This window comes from Paenibacillus sp. FSL E2-0178 (assembly GCF_038593005.1).
Classification (GTDB): domain Bacteria; phylum Bacillota; class Bacilli; order Paenibacillales; family Paenibacillaceae; genus Paenibacillus_AQ; species Paenibacillus_AQ phytohabitans.
In genome coordinates this window covers 5221148-5238983 of record NZ_CP151953.1, presented here as the reverse complement: position 1 = coordinate 5238983, position 17836 = coordinate 5221148, and the positions used below count along the sequence as shown (strand labels likewise).

Sequence of the window (17836 nt, the reverse complement as noted above, 5' to 3'; positions counted from 1 at the left end):
CCAGTTATATACGCTGCTCTCAGTCACAATTCGCGGAGCCGTTTGTCTCCGGCGTGCGGTACACTGCCCGTTCGCCGCCGATCAGCGGCGGTCTGCTCCATGCTGCGTTCACCCGGGCTGCCCCGATATAGCGCAGGCTTGGCCGGAAAGGTACGGCTACGCGGCGGAGGTGCATGCCAATTAGCGTCTCCCCGATATCAATACCGGCGTGTGCCTCTATCGTCTCGGCCAGCACCGGATCTGTCATAGAGCGGTAAGCGGCCGCAGCCATGGAACCTCCGGCTCCCGGAACCGGCACAGCCGAAACCTCCCTAAGCCCAAGCGATTCCAGCAAAGAACGTTCCATCACCAGCGAACGGTTCAGATGCTCGCAGCATTGGTACACGGGATGAAAGCCAAATTCAGCAGCGACCTGCGTAATTCCCTGCAGCAGCAGCTGTGCAACCTCAAGCGCACCTCCGGTGCCGATCCGCACACCCGCCACTTCACTGGTGCTTGCTCCAACCACCAGGATTTTACCGGGACCAAGCTTCCCTGCTTCCGCCAGTTCGCGGACTACCGCCGCTGCTGCGGCGTCCAGGGTCAGCTCTGCGCTGCCCGCTTGTTGCCCGGCTGCTGAAGGCGCACCGGACGCGCGCTCTTCCCATAGATCCTGCTTCCGGACTTCGTCCATCTTACCGCCCCCTTCAAGCGTTGATAATGCCTCAAATCCCACTACAGATACGACATTTAAACAAAAAAGAGCAGTCCGCAGATTTAGCTGCGGATGTGCTCTTTTGCCCAGGCGACCGGCCGTTTATTCCAGGTGCTCCATCGTGGTTTGATCCACACTTGTCGCCAGTTACACCGGAACCGGATAATATTTATTTCATCTTAAGGGATAAGCGGCGAAAAATCAACCACCTTCACAGCCGGCGTAAGGATTCCAGCTTATCCAGCAAACTGTACAGTGCAGTCCGGATCTCAGCAGCCGTCAGCTCATAATCTTCACGGGAGCCGCCGAACGGATCACTGATATCGAAGCTCGGAATCCGTTGCCGGATCTCAATAATCCGCTGCAAATCAGCGGCGCTCGGCTCTCCGCCCAGCGAAATAGTGAGTTCGGCATCTGCATACAGGCTATCCAGCTCACGGATATCGGCGTTCACAGACTCTTGCGTATGCACATATTCCTTAAGTGTATAAGTCTTGTTAACTGCGTCAGGGAAATATTGCAGCAAATGCCGCTTATGCCCTCCGGTCAGAGTAAGCACCAGATCAGCCCAGGAGACAGCCTCTCCAGTCAATTGCGAGGATACTATACGATCTTCAATGCCTTCATCCTGCAGGATTCCGGCAGCATGCCTGGATATGGAAGTACCTGAAATGGCGGAAACTCCGGCAGACCGCACCTCCACATCGATCCCCCGCTCTCCCGCCAGCTTCCGCAGAAGACCTTCAGCCATAGGGCTGCGGCAGGTATTTCCTGTGCAGACGAATAAAATATGCAGCATACTTTCCACCTCCGGTAAAAATATAATTTCGGATTAATCCACAACTTCCGAATGAACTGAACAATGAAATGTTCTATTTATTTGTATTTCCGTTATTGTATCAGAAGATGAACAGCAAGCCAAACGCCAGAAGTATAGCTCCGCCCAGTGCTTCACCGTAATCCCCGAGCCCGCGGCTTACTCTCCTGCCCAGCAGCAGTCCGGTAATTGACATCATGCCGCCGCAGACACCGAAGGCCAGCACTGTAATAGCTATGCTATTCACAAACATTCCCAGTGAAACCCCGACCGAAAAGGAATCTACACTTACACTGAGCGAGATCAGCAGCATCCCCCATACCGTCCGGTGATCGACCGCCCGGCTCCCGCCGTCACCCTTGCGGAATGAATTCAGAATCATATGTCCGCCCAGCAGTACAAGCAGCCCCCCGGCGGCATAGGTGGTTACCTGACCCAGCAGATAGCCGACATAGCTGCCTGTGAACAAGCCGAGCAGCGGCATCAGCACATGAAAAAAAGCAATGAGCAGACTGAGCTGCAGCACATGCAGCAGACGGATACCCTTCATCCCGATCCCTACCCCGAGCGAGAACGCATCCATTCCAAGCGCAACTGCCATAATGGCCACTGTTACGAGCTGGCCCCAGCCCTCATATATTCCGCCTATGCCCATGAATATACCCCCAAAGTCCGTAAGTTCTTGTACAACAACGATATGCGGACAAGATGGTATTCATGACTATAAGGCGGATAGCAGAGCCGGGAAGAGGCTGTTAATCGGCGTCGATCACCGCTTCACCGGCGGCTTTCATCAGCCGGTTCATTATGGCAGCGCCGAGGCCCGTGACCGGGCAGGCCTCGGCCAGAATGTAGGTCGCTCCCGCTTCATCGAAGCGCCGCAAGGCGGCATACAGGGAGCGGGCCGCTTCCTCCGGCGAGGCTAACGAGCCGAGAGAAACAACGCAGGCGGCCGGGTCGGCGGGATACAGGGCCCTATGCTCCTCGAAGAGGAGCAGGCCCGTGATCCCGCCCTCCCGCTGCGCCGCCTGCAGCAGGCTTGCGGCGGTCTCCGCCACGCGCTGCGGGGAGGAGCCGCGTACGATGCCAAGCGCGCCGCGCGGGGCATAGTGCGTGTACTTCATGCCCGGCGCGCGCGGCGCCGGGCCGCTCTCGGCGGCTTGCGCAGCAGCGCCGCCCGTCCCGCCGCCGCTCACCTGCGGCGGCGGAGCCGGGGACTGGCCGCCGGAATGTCCGGCGGCAGCGTCCGCCAGGGCCGGTGCCGGGGCTGGGGCCACAGCCCCGGCACCCGCCACCGCCGCGAGCTGCTCGGCGGTGATGCCCCCGGGACGGAGCACCGCTACCGTCCCGTCCGGCTGCACCTGCACCACGGTCGACTCCAGGCCGACCCCGGCCGCGCCGCCGTCCAGAACCCCGCCGATATATCCGGCGAGGTCTTCCATCACATGGGCGGCCAGCGTAGGACTCGGCCGCCCGGAGCGGTTGGCGCTGGGCGCGGCAACCGGGCATTCCGCGGCGCGCAGCAGCGCCAGCGCCACCGGATGACCCGGCATGCGCACGCCGACCGTATCCAGCCCTGCCGTAACCAGCGGCGAGAGGACGCCGGGCCGGACCGGCAGCACCAGCGTCAAGGGGCCGGGCCAGAAGGCATCCATCAGCGCCGAGGCGACCGGATGCACTCCTATGACCAGGCCCTCCAGCTCTTCCCGCCGGGCTATATGCACGATCAGCGGGTTGTCGGAGGGGCGGCCTTTGGCCGCGAATACCGCTTCTACTGCCGGGGTATTCCGGGCATCCGCCCCCAACCCGTAGACCGTTTCAGTCGGAAAAGCAACGGTGCCCCCGCTCCGCAGCATAGCTGCTGCAGCAGCGATTGCCTCCCTGTCACTCTCTGCTGATGGAACAGAGGGTATGTCCTGCCCCGCAGCAGGTCCGGGTCCGGTAATCCCGGACGTCAAACTCCAATAAAGAGTTGCATCTATATTGCCGCTCCGGCGCTGAACCGCAAACGAAGAATCCTTAGGCTCTGTCATTTCATCACAAGCTTTCCTGTTTAATCACTTCACACTTCAATACTGCATCGTCCGGAAAAAGCCAAAAACGGCTCCACCAGGTGGAGCCGCAGCCACTTCCGCTCAAGTTCTGCATTTATCGTACCATATCCGGCAGGAAAACTGTAGATTTCGTAAACCGCCATTCCGCAAATTCCCGGAAGCTTAGGCGAACAATCCGCAGATCCAGCTCCACAAATTCTGCAGCAGCTCCCATACGAAGAACTTCACCTTCGGCGCTTCTGCATCAGCGTCCGTACCACCGTCCCCGCCGGCCGAAGCCGTAATACCGGAAGCAGTCTTATCAACCCCGCCATCCGCCGTTTTCACCTTGGCTCCGTCTCCGGAAGCTTTAGCGGAGACCGCCGAAGCCTTCTTGGCTGCAGCGGGTTCCGCAGCTGCCGCATCACCGGAGCCGGCATCAATGAAGCAGAGCGGCGGAAACAGCACACACCACCAGTTCTGACCTTTGCCTGCGCCAAGCGTGACCCGCAGCGCTTCATATTCCCCGGCAGGATAGACCCGTCCGCCATACATTTTCGTCGGGAAAGGTACGGTGCCCAGTTCGACTTTATAGCTATAATCAATTCCCCGCCGCGCAAGCTCTCCGCCCACCAGGTCATTCAGTTCCGGGAGATGACTCTGAATCAGCGCCCGCGCCTGCTCCAGACTCTGGGGATCCTCCAGTCCGGCCACCCACTGGTTAATCTGCTCCACCACCTGGTCGCGGATCTGGCGTTTGACCAGCTGATCTCCCGCACCATCCGAATTCGCCAGAATACGCAGACGGATCGACTCCTGCGGAATAGATACCTCCGCTACGGCAGCATCGCTTTTTTGCCCTTCCCAGGCCATCATCAATATCATAAAAAAACAAATTAAAATGGCAGTATACTTGAATGTAATCCGCAGGGAATCCCTTTTATCCAGCTGATCGTTATTCATCTTGCGCAGCCCCTCTCCCTCTGAAACTCTTATGTTCCCAGTATGTCCGGGAATGAGAGACTGCAAACCTAGTAATCTATGATTTTAAGAATAAAGTAGTCTCATCCTTCAGCTTGGGCAGCGGAAGCGGCAGATCATCCTCCACATCCTGCCCGTAGAGCCGCACACTCATGGCAATCCCCATACAGGCCATGTTAATCAGAATCGAGGTTCCCCCATAGCTGATAAACGGAAGCGTAATCCCCGTCAACGGCATCAGCCCGGTCATTGCCCCGATATTCTCCAGAATCTGATAGAGCAGCATAGCTACGATTCCGACAATCAGGAGCGGGCCGCCGCGGTCCCTGCATTCCAGGGCAATCACAATTAATCTGTGGATGAGGATAAAAAAGAGCATCAGCAGCGCCGCTGCACCCAGAAAGCCGAATTCTTCGCCGATCTGCACAAAAATCGATTCAGAATACAGATAAGGCACCCGGTCACTTTGCACCGTGCCGCCCTGCAGATAACCCTCGCCGCTGAGTCCGCCCGAGGCAATCGCCGTCTTGGCATTCTTGGTCTGATAGCTCGCATCGCTGCTTGCCAGATCCGGTACCAGCCAGGGGTCAAAGCGCCTGACGAAGTGATCCCGGCCCAGCGTCTGCTCTATGAAGCTTACCGTCTGCTCATGATAGTGGACATAGCACAGAATGAAGCCCAGCACCGATCCCGCCAGAATAACCATCCCGATCAGCGCATGTGAGAATTTAATGTTTCCGATCCACAAAAGCCCAAGCAGAATCACGATATAGCTGAGCGCATTGCCCAGATCATTCTGGATGATGACCAGCGCGAACGGCGCCAGGGCGATTAGGCTAAGCGGCACCACGTCACGCCAGAAGCGCAGCGGATTTCTTTGTTTGCGGACAAGTACAGTGGTCAGAAAAAGAATCAGGATCAGCTTAAACAGCTCCGCTGGCTGGAGGCTTAATTCACCGATGCCGATCCAGCCCTGGGCGCCATTTTTTACCTTGCCGAAAAAGCTGACCAGCAGCAGAATACCGATCCCAAGGATGTAAATATAGAGTCCATACCGGACCAGAAGGCGGTAATCAAACAGGGTAAGCAGAAAAAAAGCAACAAAACCCAGCACATAATACTGAATCATCCGTATGTGTGTGCCATCCAGGTCAACTCTCCCGTGAGTCACGCTGTATATCGAGAAAATACTGACACACATCAGCAAGAGCAAAATCAATACGATGGAGCCGTCAATCCGTCTGATTCTCTGTAACATCGGAATACTCCTTAACCTACGCGGATTATGGACCGGCCTGCTGTAGTATACCCAGGGAACCGAATCCACTAATTTCCATTGTAAGACAAGTGGGGGCGTAAATACAATTTATGTGATCGTTGCCAGCCGGGGAATAGCATCAGCTTTAAACTAATGAGGCGACAACCATTCTGGTTAATCACTTGCCGAAGGCTTGGAGTGATCCAATTGCCTCACTTACAGGATATGCGGTAGCTTAATTGCACTTTGTACAGCTAAAACGTCTGACTTTCAACCAATTATCCGTTTAGTTGTATTTCGTACACCTAATTCCTCCATATAGCTGGGTTCTCGGCGATTCGGGCAGATTTAGTTGTACAGATTACAGTTATACGGTGCGACCATACCCTTTTCGCTGTTTTTAATTGTACAGAATACAACTATCACTGAATTCCCCCTTGAAACTGAACACATCCATCGCTGCATGCTTGAGAATCAACTCACTTCTTAAGTTCTGATGTTGTACTAGCGTACAGACAAACAAAATGCCGGAACCCTTCCTTTTCGAAGAGCCCCGGCATGCGGATTACCTCTGATTGAATCAGAGATATTATAGTATACAGTTAGCCTTGCTTGACCGGAGAAGAATAGATTGTAGGACTCGGCAAATCCTCCTCTACCTCTTGACCATGCAGGCGTACGCTCATTACCAGACCGATACTGGCCATGTTGATCAGGAGTGAGGTCCCCCCGAAGCTGATGAACGGCAGCGTAATCCCGGTCAGCGGCATCAGGCCGATGAAGGCACCGATATTCTCAAAAATCTGATACAGCATCATCGCGACAATGCCGACAATCAGGAACGGCCCGCCCCTGTCCTTGCACTCCAGTGCAATCAGAATCATTCGGTGAATCAGGATAAAGTAGAGCAGCAGCACCAGCGCCGATCCGACAAAGCCAAACTCCTCGGCAATCTGTACAAAAATCGAATCAGAATACGTATACGGCACACGATCCGTCTGTACCGAGCTGCCCTCCATATAGCCTTCGCCGCTCATACCGCCGGAGGCTATGGCGATTTTGGCGTTTTTGGTATGATAGCTTGCCTTGGCCGTCGCTTCTTCCGGTACCAGCCACGGATCAAAGCGCTCTACCCAGTGGGAACGGCCGATATCTGTCAGGAAATCCTTGATTTCATCATGGTAATGAATGTAGCTCATGATTCCGGCAGCCGCGCTTCCGCCAATAATTAACAGCCCGATCAGCGCGTGCGTGAACTTGATATTGCCGATCCAGAGGAGGCCAACCAGAATCACGATATAGGAGAGCGCATTCCCAAGGTCATTCTGGCTTAATACGATCAAAAACGGTAATAGGCTCATTAGACCCAGCGGCACGACATCGCGCCAGAACAGCAGCTTATTCTTATTCTTGCGGACCAGCACCGCAGCCAGAAACAGGATCAGAATCAGCTTAAACAGCTCGGCGGGCTGGAGACTGAAGCTCCCGAATTTAATCCAGCCCTGCGCGCCGTTCTGTTCTGTACCGATAAAGCTGACCAGCACCAGAATCCCAATGCCTGTAACGTAAACATATAGCGCATATTTGACAAGCAGACGATAATCCACGAAGGTGAGCCCAATGAAGGCGATGAAGCCCAGGATATAATATTTGATCATTTTGATATGCGATCCGTCCAGCTTGTCGCGCCCGTGGGTAACGCTGTATATGGAGAAAATGCTGACTACCATCAGCAGCACAAGAATGACCAGGATGACGCCGTCTATCTTCTTAATCTTCTGAAGCATATTCTGTCTCCTTACTCAGTACTGGTTCCTCTTGTCTCCTGGCCGCAGCCGCATACAGAGGTCCCGTCATTTCTATTGTAAAGGAAGGGGCAGCATAAATACAATTTCACCGTTTGGCGGTTTCTGCCTACTGGCAGCTGCATCCAGGATGGGGACGCTAGCGGGCGATCCCCAGCACATGCCGGGGAATCCCGGCGAGATCCTCGATCGTGATGATCTCGTTCCAGTGGCCGGCCGCCCGCAGCAGCTCAGCTACCTGCCCGGCCTGTCCCTGGCCGAGCTCGAAGCCGACCAGGCGCGGCGGAGCCGGGAGCAGCGGCAGCTGTTCCATCATGCGGCGGTAGGGATCAAGCCCGTCCCCGCCGCCGTCCAGTGCCGTGCGCGGCTCATGGTCGCGCACCTCGCGCTGCAGCCCGGCGATGTCGCCGCCGGGAATATACGGCGGGTTGGAGACGAGAATATCCGTCTCCATCCCCGCGAACGGCTCGAGCAGATCGCCGAGCCGCAGGTCAACGGACGTGCCGAGCCGCTGCGCATTGCGCCCGGCCACGGCCAGCGCGCCGGGCGAGATGTCGCCGGCGCAGACCCGCCACGCCGGCGCTTCCGCCGCCAGCGTGACGGAGATCGCTCCGCTGCCGGCGCCGATGTCGACGGCGGTCAGCGGACGCACGGCGCGCGGGCGCGCCGCCTCACTGCCCGCGGCTCTCTCCCCCGCAGGCCCGCCAGCTTCTTGCGCGGCTTCGCCCCGCACAGGCCCCGCCGCCTCACTACCCGCGGCTCTCTCCCCCGCGGGTCCGCCGGCTTCTTGCGCGGCTTCGCCTCGCACCGCAACCGTCCCGTCTGGCCACAGCTCCGCGCCGTAGCGCAGAATCGCCTCGACGAGCAGCTCCGTCTCCGGGCGCGGAATCAGCACATCGGGCGTAACCTCGAAGGCGCGGCCGTAGAATTCCTGCTCGCCTATGATGTACTGCACCGGTTCACCCGCTGCCCGGCGGGTGACCAGCGTTTCCCACTGCGCCTTGACCGCTGGCGGGAATGGATCAGCCAGCGCCATATAATATGCCGCTCCGGACAAGCCCAGCACATGCTCCAGCAGCAGCTGGCTGCTGCGCTGCGGCTCATTGCATCCGTGCCCGGCCAAAAAAGAAGAAGCCTCCGCAAAGGCTTCCCGGATGCTTTGCAATTCCGACATGACGTAAGAGTCGTGTTTCAAAGCATTATTCTCCTTTTTCCATCAATTCCGCTTGTTCCGCAATAGACAGTGCCGAGATGATCTCGGTGATATCCCCGTTCATGACCTGCTCCAGACGGTGCAGGGTAAGGCCGATCCGGTGATCCGTTACACGGCTCTGCGGGAAGTTGTAGGTACGGATACGCTCACTGCGGTCCCCGGTTCCTACTTTGCTCTTCCGTTCCCCGGAGTACTTGGCTTCTTCTTCCTGACGCTTCAGATCCGAGATACGGGCACGCAGCACCTGCAGCGCCTTCTCCTTATTGGAGTTCTGGGACTTGCCGTCCTGACAGGTAGCTACGATACCGGTAGGTACATGGGTTACACGCACCGCAGACTTGGTCGTATTAACGGACTGTCCGCCCGCGCCGCTGGAACAGAAGGTGTCGACACGGATGTCCTTATCATGAATTTCAATTTCGAATTCTTCCGCTTCCGGCATAACCGCAACGGTAGAAGTTGAAGTATGAATACGTCCGCCGGATTCGGTTGTAGGAATACGCTGCACACGATGCGCACCGCTTTCGAACTTCATTTTGCTGTAAGCGCCGCGGCCGTTGATCAGGAAGATAACTTCCTTGAATCCGCCGAGATCGTTCGTGTTAACATCCATCAGCTCTACGCGCCAGCCCTGGGTATCGGCATAACGGGTATACATCCGGTACAGGTCAGAGGCAAACAAGGCTGCTTCGTCCCCGCCGGCTGCGCCGCGGATTTCCACAATTACATTCTTATCATCATTAGGGTCTTTGGGGAGCAGGAGCAGACGGATCTTCTCCTCCAGAACCACCTGTCGCGATGACAGGTCGTCGATCTCCATCTTGACCATTTCCTTCATTTCATCATCAAGCTTCTCAGCCTGCATCATCTTGGCGGCTTCGAGCTCTTCCATTACATTTTTATATTCGCTATACGCCTCAAAGGCGGGCTGCAAGTCGGATTGTTCTTTGGAATAGTCCCTCAGTTTCTTACTGTCGTTTGCAACATCCGGGTCACAAAGCAGTTCACTGAGTTTCTCATAGCGGTCCGCCAGGGATTGCAATCGGTCCAACAAGGGAATTCACCTCTCCTGATTCAAATTCTTCGGTTATACATACTTAACATTGTCGATACAACATAAATAGATATACGACTTTATATTATACCACCACTCCAGCCAATTGGCTACAGTACAAAGCGCGGAATCAGGAAATCTTTTGAATCCTGAGCTGCGCCACCTTATGATGTAAAAGCTGCAGCCAAGTTATGCATCAGGCGCTTGTCCTGATTACAAAATAACCCGGTACTGAATAAATATCTGATGCCGCTCCCGGCCTCATTCCCATGGATATTAATAGTTGGAAAAACGTATCTTAATTTCGGTGTTTTGCAGCGTTAAAGGGAATTAATTGGATAAACGTCATTAAATTTCAGGCGTTTCCTCGAAAGTGATCTATTTGCTGAATATTAAGTGCTGTTTTTCCAACTACTTCCTGGCAAGGATCACTCTGTTCATAAGCAAGTGGAGATTATCCAACTGCTTTTCCGCCGCAGGCGGCAGGCGGTAGCGAAGACCAGACGGTAGACCAGACCGCAGACGCTCGCCGTCCGCCACTGTCCCAGCCGAACCCCTGTTCATCGTACCCCCGGCTTCTGAAGCCGCCTTTTCGGGTTTTCCACAAATAGGAGCTGACCCTTATCCTTATCCTTATCCTTATTCAAAAAGAAACCATTCAGCAAGTAATAAACTCTACTCTGAATGGCCTCTCTGCCCTACACTATAAATGGTCTATACGTTAAATGGTCTATACGTTGAAGCGGAAATGCATAACGTCGCCGTCCTGCACCAGATATTCCTTGCCTTCCAGACGCAGCTGGCCGCGCTCTTTGGCACCGTTCATCGAGCCTGCTGCTACCAGATCCGTATAAGCTACTACTTCAGCGCGGATGAATCCGCGTTCGAAGTCCGTATGAATAACTCCGGCCGCTCCAGGTGCTTTGGTGCCTTTGCGGATAGTCCACGCACGGACTTCCTGCACGCCCGCTGTGAAATAGGTGTAGAGTCCGAGCAGTCTGTATGCCGCTTTGATCAGGCGGTTAAGCCCGGATTCCTGCAGACCCAGCTCTTCCAGGAACATCGCCTTGTCTTCGCCTTCCAGCTCGGCAATCTCAGCCTCCACCTTGGCACTGATCGGCACTACTTCAGCATTCTCAGCCGCTGCGAATTCGCGTACCTGCTTAACATACGGGTTCTCTTCAGCAGTCGCCACTTCATCCTCGCCCACGTTCGCCGCATACAGCACCGGCTTCAGGGTCAGCAGGTGAAGATCCCGCACGATCAGACGCTCGTCATCGGATAATTCCAGGCTGCGCGCAGGCTGATCCAGATAAAGAGCTTCCTTAACGCGCTCCAGTACTTCTACTTCCTGAGCGAATTTCTTGTCGCCGCCCTTGATGTTTTTGCGGGAACGCTCGATCTTCTTCTCGACGCTTTCGAGGTCAGCCAGAATCAGTTCCAGGTTGATCGTCTGGATGTCGCTGATCGGATTTACCTTGCCGTCAACATGGGTTACGTTCTCATCGACGAAGCAGCGGACCACATGAACAATAGCATCCACTTCCCGGATATGAGCCAGGAACTTGTTGCCCAGACCTTCGCCCTTGCTCGCACCGCGCACGAGTCCGGCAATATCTACGAATTCAAAAGCGGTCGGAACCGTCTTGTGCGGCTGCACCAGCTCGACCAGCTTATTCAGACGTTCGTCCGGTACTTCCACGACACCCACGTTAGGGTCAATGGTGCAGAAAGGATAGTTGGCGGATTCCGCCCCCGCTTGTGTTATAGCATTAAATAATGTCGATTTCCCAACATTGGGAAGTCCAACGATTCCAGCTTTCAAAGCCATTTATATGACAACTCCTATTTTCGGTTGAATTGATCACCGCATGAATTACCGTACTGATCTAAACCATTATATATTAGAACAAAACCTCCAGCAACAGCGGATGTCAAGGGAACGCCACCCCATAATGCGGAGCTTTAGCCTCGATGATTAATCAAATACTTTTGGGGGACCCAAAAACATGTAAATAATGTAAAAAACTCACAACACCATTCACCGCTATTTCCCGGCCCTGCACCTACAAAGTCTTCGACATCGTAATATCCGTAACCAGGAAGCCCATTTTTTTGTACAGCTCAAAAGCACGGTCATTCTGGCCAAAGACATGCAGTCCGATCCGGGTCACATTCATCTTCCGGGCTTCTTCATCTAATGCAGCCAGTGCCTGCTTGCCGTACCCCTTACTCTGGAAAGGTTCGAAAATATAAAAGTCATAGATGAACGCCTCCCGGATTCCCCGGTTCTCGTTCACATTAAACCAGATGTACCCGGCCTCAGCTCCACTCTCAGCCTCTACTATAGAATAGAGATAAGCTCCCTCTGTGTAGAGTCCTTTGGGCAGGAAACGTGTCATTTCTTCCTGGGACAATTTCATGGCGGTCTCAGCATCCCAGGCTCCGGCCTTTATTTTGTCCTCTGCGTAATCACGGGTGGATTGTCTTAAGAAAAATTGAAAAGTCGATTCGTCCATTTGGACCAGTTTAATCATTGTTTTTTAGCCCTTCCTTTAATTCCATATTCATAGGCTTGCTTCTAGCGCCGTATAAGACGCGGGGTACCGCGCAGGGAAGCAAGATCCGGCGCACCGATGCCGAACATGACCGTGCGCAGCTCCAGTTCAACCTGTGCCAGCGCCTGGTCCAGTGCCTCCTCGGAGCTGACGGCCGGACCCAGCAGATTCCGCCCGAAGCCGGCCAGATCGGCCCCAAGCGCCAGCGCCTTGGCGGCATCCACACCATGCTTCAGCCCGCCGCTGCCGATCAGCGCGCCGCGGGGCGAGATGGCCCGCACCTCTCCGATGCATTCCGCCGTGGGAATCCCCCAGTCCGCGAAGGCCTCCGCAGCCGCGCGCCGTACCGGGTCCGTACTGCGGAACTTCTCCACCTGGCTCCAGGATGTGCCGCCCGCACCTGCAACGTCGATAAAGGCAGCACCGGCATTATACAGCAGGGCTGCGGTTTCTCCGTCAATGCCCCAGCCTACCTCTTTGACACCTACCGGTATCTCAAGGTTACGGCATAACGCCTCTATCCGCTTCAGCAGGGAAGCGAACCCGGTGTCTCCCTCCGGCTGGAATACCTCCTGCAGCCCGTTCAGATGCAGAACCAGCCAGTCTGCCCCGGCAATCTCTACCGCGCGGCGGCACTCTTCTACACCGAAGCCGTAGGAGAGCTGTACCGCCCCGACATTGGCTATAACCGGAATCGTGGGAGCCTTATCGCGCACATGAAAAGAAGCCGCCAGCTCTGCGCGCTCTACAGCGGCGCGGACAGAACCCACGCCGAGGGCCCAGCCCCGGCGCTCGGCCGCTTCGGCGAGCCGGGCGTTAATGTGCCCGGTCGCCTCGCTCCCACCGGTCATGGAGCTGATCAGCAGCGGTGTCCGCAGCTCGCGGCCGAGAAATTCCGTACCGAGCCTGATCTCCTCAAAGTCCAGCTCCGGCAGTGCGTTATGGCGGAACCTGTACTGCTCGAAGCCGGTTGTAATTCCGCTGCCGGCAACGTCTTCATTCAGGCAGAGCCGCACATGCTCAATCTTGCGTTCCCCGGTTCTGGAGTCAGGCAGCAGAGATTTATGTCCCTCAGTGCCTGCTGCCCGCAATGCTGACCCGTACTCTGTGCCCGGCTGCTGTTCCGGACTTCGCGGCACACCGTCCTGCGGCATATGATTCATGCTGTCTTCCTCCGTTCTACCCTGTATTCATATATGTCCGGTAGCGTGAGACGCTACTTATAGGCTTCTTAAGCACAAGTACATTTCATTATAGCACAACACCGCCCGGCAGTTGACACGGGCGGATTCCTTCTGTCTTTTATTGACTCCCGGCAATATACTCCCCCACCAGCCTTCCGGACAAGGATACAACCGGCGTCCCTCCTCCGGGATGTGTAGTTCCGCCGACGTACCAGAGCCCCTTAACGTCCCTGGAGCGGTTCCCCGGGCGGGAGAAGGTCTGCCGCGCTGAATTGGAGGATATCCCGTAAATGGCCCCCCGGTGGGCGAGAGTATCCTCAGCGATATCCCGGGGGGTATAACGCTGCAGGACATCCGCTTGGGATAACCCTGTAATTCCATGGCCCTCCAGCACGGACAGCACACGTTCCCCGTAAGCAGCGGTTTCTTCGTTCCAGTCACAGGCAGGGCTCAGATACGGCGCATTGGCCAGTATAAAAAGATTGCTGCCGCCCGGCGGCGCCAGCTCAGGCTCGGAATAACCCGAGTGGCATACATAGACCGCAGGCTGCTGCGGAGGACGTTTATGCTCAAAGATATCCTTGAATTCCTGTTCATAATTCTCAGGGAAAAAAACCGTATGATGCAGCAGGGTATCATATCTGCGCGGCACTCCCGCCAGTGTCACCAGCCCGGACAAGGACGGCTCGTAGGCTTCAATCTTGCGGTCTGTCATGCCCGGACGGTTCTCTTCGGGCAGCAGCATACGGTTGATGCTCAGCACATCACCGCCGGCTATAACAGTCTTGGCCGGATAGAACCCTTGAGCCGTATCCACCCCTTCCACAGCGCCGGAAACTACCGAAATCCCCGTAACCTCGGTGCCTGTAACCAGCTGTACGCCCAGCTCCCGGGCAAGTGTAGTTAAGCCTTTGACCAGCTCATAGGTCCCGCCCCTGACACCGTAGACCCCTTCCCTGATCTCCAGATGTCCAAGCATCGCAAATATCGAAGGCGCACGATACGGCGAGGAACCGACATATGTGGCATAACGTCCCAGCATAGCCAAGGTGTTCGGATGACTGAAATAACGGAGCAGCAGGCCATGAAGATTAAGAAAAGGCCTGACGCGCAGCAGGTCCCGTACAAGAGACAGCGATAATTTGTCCCGCCAGGACAGCAGCAGCCTGTTCAGGAACTGCTGCCCGCTGAGCTCGTATAGACGCGAGGCTTCGGCCAGAAAGTCTGGATAGCGCACAGCATCTTCAGGACTATAAGACGCAATTTGCTCCTGCATAGCCCCGATATTGCGGGAGAAATCAACGATTGAGCCGTCAGTAAATACATTGCGGGTTCGCGGCTCCAGTTCATACAGCCGGACATACTCCTCCATGCGGGTCCCGGCAAGCTCATACAACGAACGGAAGACATGCGGCATCGTAATGGTGCTCGGGCCACGGTCGAACATGTATCCTCCCGCTTCGACACGCTGCAGCTTGCCGCCCGGCTGCTGCTGCCGTTCCAGCACGGTTACTTCCCAGCCTTTGACGGCCAGTGTTACCGCACAGGACAGCCCTCCGAATCCGGCACCTATAATCACAGCCTTCGGTTTCATAAATAACGCCTACCTTTCCATTCGTAGCCCCCGCGGGACCGGCTTCCGCGCCAGGATGCCACGGCAATTAAGGATAAGCAGAGTATACCGGCCGGCAAAAGCAAACAGAACCAGACCGGCTGCCTGCCTGCCGCATCACTGGTCCGCTTGATGGCGATACCGGCCAGCCCTGCAACAGCCGGCATAACCGCAGATGAAGGCTGCCCGGTCATGCAATAGTATAAGACTGCCGCAACCGGCAGCATATAGAGCGATAAATACATCGTAAGCACAGCCAGCAGAAGCACGGGGCTGCGGCCGATACCGGCATAGATATTCTTGCGGTAGCCGTTCCACACTTCCCTGGCATTGTGATACATCCGCATTGAAGCATGACCGGTGATATCTGCGAGGGTCACCGGTTCTCCAGCACGCTTCACCGCACGGGCCAGCGCCATATCATCGACCAGTTCACCACGGATCGATTCATGCCCGCCGCAGCGGGCATAAGTATCCCGGTGGATCAGGATGAAGCCCCCATGTGCCGCAACAAAACGCGGGTCTCTTGAACCGCGGACGAGCGGAACCGGCAGGTGGCAGATGATCGTGAAGACCATCAGGGGAACCACCAGCCGCTCCAGCCATGTGCCGGTAACCTGGCGGGGGAATCCTGTGACCATGCCGCCGCCTTGAGCTTCGGCCGCAGTGAAGGCCGCCTCCAGAGCCAGCGGCTGCAACCGGACATCCGCATCCAGAAACAGCAGCCAGTCACCCTCTGCAGCCTCCGCCAGCTGGGCACAGGCATGGGATTTGCCCAGCCAGCCTTCCGGCAGCTCCCGTCCCCGCATAACACATGCCCTGTCTCCAAGGATTGCAGCGGCAATCGCTCCTGTGCCGTCTGCCGAGGAATCATCCAGCACTCTTACTTCCACTTCCCTTCCGCTGGTGCTGCAAGCCAGCACAGAGGATAGGCAGTCCGCAATATTATCCGCTTCATTCCGTGCGGGGATCAGCACGGACAGGCGCCGTACTGCTGATGCTGCCGATACCGGATGTACTTCTGAAGCCCCTCGGCTAATTCCCGCGCCCAGCTTGGGAAGCTGCGCTGCATTCCACACCGCAAACAGCAGCTGGAGCAGCAGCACAACCGATATGATCTGTAAGACCGTGATCATCGGCTCCCCCTGCCCGGCCTCAGCATGTCAAGCCATTCATTGGTGGATCTTCCCCTCTTCAGAAGCGGCCTGAATTCCTCCGGCATGTAACCTTTATGATTAAGAATCTGATTGCGGTGTGCCTCCAGTTGTTCGCCAAGCGCAGCCTCCAGGCTGCGGGCAATGTCTGAGCGGTCCATATCGGCCCAAGGGAGCAGCTGCGGGGTTCCGGCGAGCAGTGTCGCTTCCGGTTTGGTATGGAGGAACAGGCCATGATATAGCGTTACCGGCACTACCGCAGTCAGCGGACTGAGACGCAGCACCAGTGCCGCCCCCTCTTTCAGGCTCAGCGGACGATGCTCCAGCGGCAGAATCTCACCTTCCGGATACATCCAGACGCTCTCTCCCGCCTGCAGCAGTCCCGCTGTATAACGCAATGAAGCCCGCAAGTCTCCCGTACTGCCGGAGTTAATGGAGTAGGCGCCAAGCTTCCGGAAGAAGGCATATTTGCGCAGCTGCTCCTCTTCCATCATGAAGTAGTGCCTGCTTCCCGCCAATTTCCCTGCCGCGTGATAGGCGAGCAGGCCATCCCACCAGGAACTGTGATTCATCAGATAGAGAATACCTCTGCCTTCGGCCGCTGCAGGCTGCAAATCCCCGCATATTCCGATGGAATGGAAATGCCTGCGCAGCAGATAAAATGAATTATAGCGGTAGAACAAGCGGTCAAAGCTTCCCGACTTGACGGCTTCCAGCATAACGCAAGCTCCCTTCCGCCAGAGCAGTGCCTAATCCGGCAATCACTGCACAGGCCGGCAGACCCTCTGTAAGACTGATAAGACCGAACAGAATTAGAATCGCCTGATACAGACGGGTACCGCGGCGGGCCGCCAGGCAGGTAACCGGCACAGCCGGCAGCAGCATGGACAAGGCAGCGCCGGCAATCAGCCAGCCCCCGAAATTGCTCCAGGGGACTTGGTAGAAGCCGCCAACTCCCTCCCAGTGCCAGAAGTTCCTGGCATGGGCAACGGGATCAAGCACCAGATCCAGAAGCACCGTCCAGAAGCCGACCTGAACAGCCCGCAGCAGCAGCAGGCGCAAGCCGCGCTGCCCGAAATCATAGCTGATAAGTACGGCATTGCAGACGACAGCGATCCATGCGAAGCCCAGCGTAACCGGCACGCCAAACAATAAAGGTCCGAGCACCGTAGAGTAGTGATACTCACCGAACAACCGGCCTGAATGAACGCCGACCCATTCGACAGCCATTCCTCCCATCCAGATCAGGCCTGCAGCACGCCACATGGAAAGTTTACGGCGGCGTTCAACAGATATGACTGACCAGTCAGACATGAAGGGCCAAGCCTGCCCGGAGGATAATAAATGCGCGGCATATGCACCATAAAAGACTAGAAACAAACCATTGGAAAAGCTCAGACTTTCCGGAATCCCAAACCAGATCAGCAGCAGAGCGCCGACTCCATACCAGATCCAAAATAGGGTTCTGATCAT

Annotated in this window: 17 protein-coding genes and 1 riboswitch; all 17 genes read right to left on the bottom strand. The window is 56.1% G+C overall.

From position 1 onward, the window contains the following. Positions 1–19 precede the first annotated feature (19 nt). The 17 genes from MHI42_RS22790 to MHI42_RS22710 all read right to left on the bottom strand — a co-directional run bounded on the left by MHI42_RS22790 (position 20) and on the right by MHI42_RS22710 (position 17836). On the bottom strand, positions 20–673 hold the full coding sequence (locus MHI42_RS22790) for a TIGR01440 family protein (protein WP_342420742.1): 654 nt from the start codon (positions 671–673) through the stop codon (positions 20–22). Between the two features lie 98 nt (positions 674–771). Further along, positions 772–855, bottom strand: a riboswitch (ZMP/ZTP riboswitch). A 50-nt stretch (positions 856–905) separates the two neighbouring features. Further along, the gene (locus MHI42_RS22785; protein ID WP_171717179.1) at positions 906–1493 is read right to left on the bottom strand and encodes a low molecular weight protein arginine phosphatase; all 588 of its coding nucleotides are present in this window, start codon (positions 1491–1493) and stop codon (positions 906–908) included. 100 nt (positions 1494–1593) lie between these two features. Then, on the bottom strand, positions 1594–2166 hold the full coding sequence (locus MHI42_RS22780; protein WP_171717180.1) for a manganese efflux pump: 573 nt from the start codon (positions 2164–2166) through the stop codon (positions 1594–1596). 100 nt (positions 2167–2266) lie between these two features. Then, complete coding sequence (locus MHI42_RS22775) at positions 2267–3544, bottom strand: L-threonylcarbamoyladenylate synthase (protein ID WP_342420741.1); 1278 nt, start codon at positions 3542–3544, stop codon at positions 2267–2269. 183 nt (positions 3545–3727) lie between these two features. Continuing rightward, positions 3728–4507 (bottom strand): stage II sporulation protein R, encoded by a 780-nt coding sequence (gene spoIIR / locus MHI42_RS22770; RefSeq protein ID WP_076246358.1) that lies wholly within the window; start codon positions 4505–4507, stop codon positions 3728–3730. A gap of 76 nt (positions 4508–4583) precedes the next feature. Then, a complete protein-coding gene (locus MHI42_RS22765) occupies positions 4584–5783 on the bottom strand; it encodes an FtsW/RodA/SpoVE family cell cycle protein (protein WP_342420740.1) in 1200 nt (399 codons plus the stop codon). 602 nt (positions 5784–6385) lie between these two features. Beyond that, complete coding sequence (locus MHI42_RS22760; protein ID WP_342420739.1) at positions 6386–7570, bottom strand: FtsW/RodA/SpoVE family cell cycle protein; 1185 nt, start codon at positions 7568–7570, stop codon at positions 6386–6388. 157 nt (positions 7571–7727) lie between these two features. Continuing rightward, positions 7728–8783, bottom strand: coding sequence for a HemK/PrmC family methyltransferase (locus tag MHI42_RS22755; protein WP_342420738.1), 1056 nt, complete (start codon positions 8781–8783; stop codon positions 7728–7730). 4 nt (positions 8784–8787) lie between these two features. Continuing rightward, the gene (gene prfA / locus MHI42_RS22750; RefSeq protein ID WP_039309100.1) at positions 8788–9855 is read right to left on the bottom strand and encodes a peptide chain release factor 1; all 1068 of its coding nucleotides are present in this window, start codon (positions 9853–9855) and stop codon (positions 8788–8790) included. Positions 9856–10309: 454 nt separating this feature from the next. Then, positions 10310–10462 (bottom strand): hypothetical protein, encoded by a 153-nt coding sequence (locus tag MHI42_RS22745; protein WP_342420737.1) that lies wholly within the window; start codon positions 10460–10462, stop codon positions 10310–10312. 123 nt (positions 10463–10585) lie between these two features. Continuing rightward, positions 10586–11686: a redox-regulated ATPase YchF gene (gene ychF / locus MHI42_RS22740; RefSeq protein WP_039309103.1), complete on the bottom strand. Its 1101-nt coding sequence runs from the start codon at positions 11684–11686 to the stop codon at positions 10586–10588. A gap of 235 nt (positions 11687–11921) precedes the next feature. Beyond that, positions 11922–12392, bottom strand: a complete 471-nt coding sequence (locus MHI42_RS22735; protein WP_342420736.1) for a GNAT family N-acetyltransferase — start codon at positions 12390–12392, stop codon at positions 11922–11924. Positions 12393–12436: 44 nt separating this feature from the next. Then, on the bottom strand, positions 12437–13576 hold the full coding sequence (gene fni, locus MHI42_RS22730; protein ID WP_342420735.1) for a type 2 isopentenyl-diphosphate Delta-isomerase: 1140 nt from the start codon (positions 13574–13576) through the stop codon (positions 12437–12439). Positions 13577–13715: 139 nt separating this feature from the next. Then, positions 13716–15191: a phytoene desaturase family protein gene (crtI, locus tag MHI42_RS22725; RefSeq protein ID WP_342420734.1), complete on the bottom strand. Its 1476-nt coding sequence runs from the start codon at positions 15189–15191 to the stop codon at positions 13716–13718. After that, the gene (locus tag MHI42_RS22720; RefSeq protein WP_342420733.1) at positions 15188–16345 is read right to left on the bottom strand and encodes a glycosyltransferase family 2 protein; all 1158 of its coding nucleotides are present in this window, start codon (positions 16343–16345) and stop codon (positions 15188–15190) included. Before MHI42_RS22720 ends, crtI begins: the two co-directional genes overlap by 4 nt. After that, positions 16342–17082 (bottom strand): lysophospholipid acyltransferase family protein, encoded by a 741-nt coding sequence (locus MHI42_RS22715; protein WP_342420732.1) that lies wholly within the window; start codon positions 17080–17082, stop codon positions 16342–16344. Before MHI42_RS22715 ends, MHI42_RS22720 begins: the two co-directional genes overlap by 4 nt. Continuing rightward, a complete protein-coding gene (locus MHI42_RS22710; protein WP_340985033.1) occupies positions 17051–17836 on the bottom strand; it encodes a carotenoid biosynthesis protein in 786 nt (261 codons plus the stop codon). The genes MHI42_RS22715 and MHI42_RS22710 overlap by 32 nt, the downstream gene beginning before the upstream one ends.

Coding starts and splice junctions, on each gene's coding strand:
- ychF (WP_039309103.1), bottom strand. CDS start 11,686: ATGGCTTTGAAAGCTGGAATCGTTGGACTTCCCAATGTTGGGAAATCG.
- MHI42_RS22785 (WP_171717179.1), bottom strand. CDS start 1,493: ATGCTGCATATTTTATTCGTCTGCACAGGAAATACCTGCCGCAGCCCT.
- MHI42_RS22720 (WP_342420733.1), bottom strand. CDS start 16,345: ATGATCACGGTCTTACAGATCATATCGGTTGTGCTGCTGCTCCAGCTG.
- MHI42_RS22715 (WP_342420732.1), bottom strand. CDS start 17,082: ATGCTGGAAGCCGTCAAGTCGGGAAGCTTTGACCGCTTGTTCTACCGC.
- spoIIR (WP_076246358.1), bottom strand. CDS start 4,507: ATGAATAACGATCAGCTGGATAAAAGGGATTCCCTGCGGATTACATTC.
- MHI42_RS22790 (WP_342420742.1), bottom strand. CDS start 673: ATGGACGAAGTCCGGAAGCAGGATCTATGGGAAGAGCGCGCGTCCGGT.
- fni (WP_342420735.1), bottom strand. CDS start 13,576: ATGAATCATATGCCGCAGGACGGTGTGCCGCGAAGTCCGGAACAGCAG.
- MHI42_RS22780 (WP_171717180.1), bottom strand. CDS start 2,166: ATGGGCATAGGCGGAATATATGAGGGCTGGGGCCAGCTCGTAACAGTG.
- crtI (WP_342420734.1), bottom strand. CDS start 15,191: ATGAAACCGAAGGCTGTGATTATAGGTGCCGGATTCGGAGGGCTGTCC.
- MHI42_RS22735 (WP_342420736.1), bottom strand. CDS start 12,392: ATGATTAAACTGGTCCAAATGGACGAATCGACTTTTCAATTTTTCTTA.
- MHI42_RS22710 (WP_340985033.1), bottom strand. CDS start 17,836: ATGATCAGAACCCTATTTTGGATCTGGTATGGAGTCGGCGCTCTGCTG.
- MHI42_RS22765 (WP_342420740.1), bottom strand. CDS start 5,783: ATGTTACAGAGAATCAGACGGATTGACGGCTCCATCGTATTGATTTTG.
- MHI42_RS22775 (WP_342420741.1), bottom strand. CDS start 3,544: ATGACAGAGCCTAAGGATTCTTCGTTTGCGGTTCAGCGCCGGAGCGGC.
- MHI42_RS22760 (WP_342420739.1), bottom strand. CDS start 7,570: ATGCTTCAGAAGATTAAGAAGATAGACGGCGTCATCCTGGTCATTCTT.